The 6015-nt window shown below is 36.1% G+C and carries 5 protein-coding genes and 1 rRNA gene; all 6 read left to right on the forward strand.

Features of this window, described 5'->3' with window-relative positions; genetic code table 11:
- The first annotated feature begins 160 nt into the window (after positions 1-160).
- The gene (locus MAQA_RS07980) at positions 161-1684 is read left to right on the forward strand and encodes a glycine betaine uptake BCCT transporter (protein ID WP_036072924.1); all 1524 of its coding nucleotides are present in this window, start codon (positions 161-163) and stop codon (positions 1682-1684) included.
- A 135-nt stretch (positions 1685-1819) separates the two neighbouring features.
- Entirely contained in the window at positions 1820-2434 is a 615-nt protein-coding gene (locus MAQA_RS13765) for a TetR/AcrR family transcriptional regulator (RefSeq protein WP_052008540.1), read from the forward strand.
- On the forward strand, positions 2431-3165 hold the full coding sequence (locus MAQA_RS07990) for a DUF4097 family beta strand repeat-containing protein (RefSeq protein ID WP_036072926.1): 735 nt from the start codon (positions 2431-2433) through the stop codon (positions 3163-3165). Before MAQA_RS13765 ends, MAQA_RS07990 begins: the two co-directional genes overlap by 4 nt.
- A gap of 273 nt (positions 3166-3438) precedes the next feature.
- Positions 3439-4779 carry an aryl-sulfate sulfotransferase gene (locus tag MAQA_RS07995; RefSeq protein WP_277619957.1) on the forward strand — a complete coding sequence of 447 codons (1341 nt, stop codon included), beginning with the start codon at positions 3439-3441 and terminating at the stop codon, positions 4777-4779.
- Positions 4766-5041 (forward strand): aryl-sulfate sulfotransferase, encoded by a 276-nt coding sequence (locus tag MAQA_RS16145; protein WP_277619958.1) that lies wholly within the window; start codon positions 4766-4768, stop codon positions 5039-5041. The genes MAQA_RS07995 and MAQA_RS16145 overlap by 14 nt, the downstream gene beginning before the upstream one ends.
- A 915-nt stretch (positions 5042-5956) precedes the next feature.
- Positions 5957-6015: ribosomal RNA gene (locus tag MAQA_RS08000) — 16S ribosomal RNA — on the forward strand; the annotation flags it as partial.

The following is a 6015-nucleotide window of genomic DNA, read 5'->3' on the forward strand; positions in this document are numbered from 1 at the left end:
GACTGATAGAAAAACAGAGTGTATTTGGGAAGGGGGCGCGCAATGGGACAGCAGAGCGCAATTACACAAAAAAGAAAAAAATACTAAGATTTAGTCATGAAAAGTCAACACCTTTTTTGTTTGAAAAGTTATAGGGAAAAGAAAAATAAAGGAGTTGCTTATGAAGAAGACAGGAGTAGTTTTTTGGGTTTCCTTTTTTCTAGTACTATCTGCAGTTTTACTGGGAACCGTTTTCCCAAAAGGATTTGAAAAAATTACCGCCAATATTCAAAGCTTTTTAACCTCGACATTTGGCTGGTATTATTTACTGGTTGTTGTTGTGATCGTAGCCTTTTGTATTTTCCTTATTTTAAGTCCAATAGGTGCAATTCGTTTAGGACAACCAGATGATGTACCAGAATATAGTAATCGCTCATGGTTTGCGATGTTGTTCAGTGCTGGAATGGGGATTGGTCTTGTATTCTGGGGAGCTGCAGAACCACTTTCACACTTTGCGATAAACGCACCAGGAGGAGATACTGGAACTCAAACCGCGCTAACACAATCTCTGCGCTATACCTTTTTCCACTGGGGTATTTCTGCGTGGGCGATTTATGCGGTTGTAGCGCTCGCGCTTGCGTATTTTAAATTTAGAAAAAAAGCGCCTGGTTTAATCAGTGCGACGCTTTACCCGGTATTAGGTAAACAATCTCATGGCTGGCTTGCGCATGTGGTCGATATCATTGCTGTTTTTGCGACAGTTATTGGTGTAGCTACAACTCTCGGTCTAGGAGCACAGCAAATTAATGGGGGACTTGCTTATCTAGCAGGTGTTCCAGTTAATTTCACCGTTCAAATGATCATCATTATTATCGTAACCATTTTATTTATGATTTCTGCTTCAACTGGATTAAATAAAGGCATTCAACTTTTGAGTAATGTCAATTTATACATTGCAGCTATTTTACTTGTCCTCACTTTGTTTTTAGGGCCAACTGTAAAAATTATGAATGAATTTACAAATGGTTTCGGTGCTTACTTACAAAATTTTATTCAAATGAGTTTTCGAACCACGCCAGGAGATGCAGCTGGTCGTGAATGGATAAATAGTTGGACCATCTTTTACTGGGCTTGGTGGATGTCCTGGTCACCATTTGTTGGTTTTTTCATCGCACGAATTTCAAAAGGACGGACGATCCGCGAATTTTTAATGGGTGTTATCGTTCTCCCGACGATTGTGAGCACGCTTTGGTTTGCTGTTTTTGGCGGGACGGCAATTGATGTACAGGAAACGGCAAATTCGGCACTGAAAAATTTACCAACAGAACAAGTTCTTTTTGGCGCCTTTAATGAATTGCCATGGAGCACATTGCTATCTGTTGTGGCGATCATTTTAATTGCAGTATTCTTCGTGACGTCGGCAGATTCAGCAACATTTGTTCTAGGAATTCAAACGACGAATGGAGTAATGAACCCGAGTTTCCAAATCAAGATCGTCTGGGGGATTCTCCAAGCAGGCATTGCGAGCACATTGCTATTTGCTGGTGGATTGCAAGGCTTGCAAAATGCTGCGATAATTGTCGCTTTTCCGTTTTCCATCGTGATTTTACTGATGATAGTTTCGCTTTATATATCGCTCACAAAAGAACAGGAAAAGTTGGGCTTATACGTAAGGCCGAAGAAATCACAACGTAAATATTTGTAAAACGAGCGGCGGGACTTCGCTGAATTTCATTAGGCTAAAAACTGAGATATGCTTCTTGCATGTCTCAGTTTTTTATTTATTGACAATAAGTAAAGAGAAGATTATAATAAAACAAAAATGAACAGGTGATTACTTTTGCAAATTTTAAAAGAAGATGTACGAAAAAAGATCATAGAAGCGGCGCGAAAAACATTTAAAAAGGAGGGATATGCCAAGTCATCGATCCGAAAAATTGCGATACAAGCAGAAATGAGTAGTGGAAATCTATACCGCTATTACAAAAATAAAGAAGCTTTGTTTGAGGAGATTGTACGACCTTCTTATGAAATTTATCAAGCTGAACTTGAGAAAATGAAGAAAAAATATGAACAGCGTGAGGCTGAGAGTGGAAGAACGCCAAAGTATTATTCTCAAATTGAAGCAGAACTTATCCAATTTTTTAAATTAAAACGGGATGAAATGAATTTACTATTCAATTATAGTGAAGGAAGCCAGTTTGCATCGGCTGAACAAGAATTGGAGCAATTGACCTATGAAGTGACGCAGGACATTTTTATGACAGGTAAAAGAAAAGAGAGGCTAACGCATTTAGAAAAATCCCAGGCGAAATTAATTGCAAGGTACCTCATTCATGGGTTAGCAGATCTATTAAATTCAACAGAAGATCAGCTTGAATTTGAACAGTTAATAGATACACATTTGTTGATATATTCAACAGGATTAAAAGCAGTGACGGAGGAAAATAGATGAAAAAATGGATAATCGGGATTGTAAGTAGTTTGCTCGTGCTTGCAGCATTATACTTTGGAGCGGCTTACGTATTTACCCAAGAAAAAACCGCGATTGAAGCGAATTACACGAGCAACAAGGATTTAGTTATTGATATGGAGAGTGCTGAAGTAAAGGTTAGAGAAGGCAATTCAGATGATATCAAAGTAGTTACACAAGCCAACTATTCTTATCAGAATGTAGTCGAAAAAACAAAGCGAACACTTCGATTTAAGCAAGGAAGGGATTCCAGAATAGTATGGCAAAAAATATTTCCATCAAATGTTAAAGTTGTGATTGAAATTCCTAAGAATTATTCGAAAAAATTGGTGGTAAAGACAGAAAGTGGAGCTGTTGATTTGTCAAAAATGAACTTAAAGAACGCATCTGTAGAAACTCAAAGTGGAGCGCTCTCAGGACAAAAATTGACAGGAAGTGGACGTTTTGAAACAAAATCAGGAGAAATCAATACCTCGTTTGACAAAATTGAAGCTCCATCAAAGTGGAAAAGTGAAAGTGGAGCTATCCAAATTAAAATGCTTGACGATAAGGACTGCACTTTTGATTTAAAGTCTAAAAGTGGAAGCATTAAAGCACCTAAGAGTGGATTGAGGATCAATAGGGAGCACCGTAAATCAAGTCGATCTGAAAAATCATCTGTACAAGTAGACGTTAAAGCCCAAACAAAATCGGGAGCGATTCAATTGAAATAATTTAGGGATGGAAAGGGAGCAAATCAAGCTAGGAGATTTGCTCCCTTTCTTTTTATCTATGCAAAAAGAGGGACGAAATGCGTTTTTGGCAGTATTATTCAGGGTATTTGTGAGTTATTAGATCTGTAAGAAAAAATCAGCTCGCAATTTTTCGTAAAATGGGTAAAATTAACCTTTTAGTTTCTAGAAAAAGTAATTATTTTTATGTTTTGTCATAATTTATTCATAATTATCTTGTAAAATGGGAGGCAAATGAATGTGCGGGGGGATTCAATGCAATTTATTCGAAAAAACTGGATGTATCTGATTATTATTGTGATATTTGGTGGAATCCTTTTAACGGTTAGTATAAATAAAGAAGAGGCGGCAAGTAATAACTATCTATTAGATAAAACGCTCATTTCAGAGCAGGAAAAAATTGATGAAAAAATGACCGAAGATAGTAAAGAAGCGACATTCAAAAACCCTTACATAAAACTTAATCCTTATGGAACAGCACCATTGTCTGCAGTTGCGATTTTTGAAACGGAGGAGCCGACTAAAATTTCGCTTGAAGTAAAGGGTGAAACAGCAGAAACAACCATTAGAACTTCTAATTCGTCATATAAAACAAAACACCATCTTTCTATTTTAGGTTTATATGCGGATAAAAATAATACTGTAACTATAACTGCAGAAACGAAAGATGGGATGAAAGCAACCAAGGTGGTTTCCATTCGAACGAAAGCACTTCCGAAAGATTTTACAAAACTAGATGTTACAAAAGTAAATACAACAAAAATGGAGCAGACGGATAGTTCGCTTACTTTTGTTGTGCCAAGTACAAAATGGGCATATGGGGTCGATTCTGCGGGAGAAGTCCGTTATTATTCAACCAAGTATAATAGTCATGTATTTAAAGAATTGAAAAATGGTCATCTTTTATATTTAACAAAATATGAAAATAGCGATGATACTTACTCATTATTACTTGAAACGGATTATGTTGGTAAAATCTATCGTGCTTATAAAATGAAAAGTGATGCTGAAAGTGAAACATCTGGTTCTTCTCAGAAGTCTGCGATCCATCATGATGCGATTGAGCTTCCGTCAGGGAATTTACTACTAACTATTAATGATGAAACAAAATATATGGAAGATACAATGATTGAAATCAATCGAAACACTGGAGAGGTTGTAAAAGAAATTGATTTGAAGAATATATTGCCAGCTAAATTTTATAAGAGTTTTTCAGCGAGAGGGGACGGGAAAATAGATTGGTTCCATCAAAATGCAGTTGTTTATGACACGAGCGATGATAGTATTATCATTTCAGGGAGAAATCAAGATACAGTCATGAAACTCGATTATGAGACCAGTCAAATTAAGTGGATATTATCAGATGATGAAGGCTGGCCCGTAAACTATCAAAAATATTTGTTGAAAAGCGTTGATAATGTTATGAAATTCCCGGCAGGACAACATGCACCGATTATCTTACCGGATCAAGATAATAATGATGAAACTGTGGATATTCTTCTGTATGACAATAATGTTGTAGTAAGTCGCGGAGACACACAAGAGTCGAAAAAATATAGTCAAGCCATTCAGTATAGAGTTAATGAAAAAAAATAAAACTATCGAAGAAGTATGGTCTTATGGGAAAGAACGAGGTGAGGAATATTTTACGAATATTATCGGTAGCGCAAGGTATATGCCGACGACGGGCAATAGATTGGTGAATTTCGGTTATTTAGCAGAGGGAAAGGAAAGTAGGATTGTTGAAGTTGATAAAAATGGTAAAGTAGTTTATGAACTCAGGCTTTCAGATTTCCCTTCATCCGCTTGGAGCTATCGAGCAGAAAGGTTCTCTCTTTATTCGGGAAACAAAGAGTAAAGCTTTATCAATGAAAAAGCCAAGGTTTGAGACAAACCTTGGCCTTCTTATTTAGTTACCGGTAACAGATAAACCTCTAAAATATAATATCAAAGAGGTAAAATAAACTTCTCAAATTCTAGTCTTCAAGTTTCGGAGCAAGAGTTGGTAGCGTTCATAGGGAGTAGCGTCCAGTGTAATCCCTGTTTATACGTAATATAAACTCAATTCATCTGATTGTAAAGATAAAATAGAAGATTAAAAAGTTTTTCATCTAAAAAATGCTACCAGTAATGAATAGAAACAGTAAGTTTTTCTACAATATTTTGATATCACGGATTAAAGCTGGGGAAAAGTATGAAGAAGTTTTTTCGATAATTGCAGAGGAGAACTGTCTATTTACCTGCTTATCGAGTTAATAATTGTCTCTATTAACATCATCCTACTTTTTTGCATAAATTGATAGATAGTATCTAAAAAGAGATCACAAGTTTCTAAGGAAATAAACTTTACTCATGAGTGATTGAGATACAATTATTTTCTGTTGCAAACAATTTTGTGCAAATGAAAACTTTTTTAGAAATTTACTTGCAAACCCCTATAAAACATGATATATTAATAAACGTGCCAGCGAGAGACAATAGTAAAAGAACAAAATTTTTTTCGAAATTTCGTTTGGAAAAACATTGACTTTTGCGGCTGGATAGTGTAGTATGTAAGAGTTGTTGATAAAAAGGTGACGAAGAAAGAATGACCTTTGAAAACTGAACAAAAAGAAGACGAAAAAGCGATGAGACAGTACGTTTCACCAATCAATTCGCAGGACAGGAAATCGAGAGCGATTTCCAAAAAAACAAGCAAGAAAGCTAGCAAAGTCAATTTTGACGCTAAGGAGACTTATTCACGGTGTTGGATAAGTATTCAAATTCCATTTATTTTAAAGAGAGTTTGATCCTGGCTCAGGACGAACGCTGGCGGCGTGCCTAATACATGCA

This window comes from Listeria aquatica FSL S10-1188 (genome assembly GCF_000525795.1).
GTDB lineage: Bacteria > Bacillota > Bacilli > Lactobacillales > Listeriaceae > Listeria > Listeria aquatica.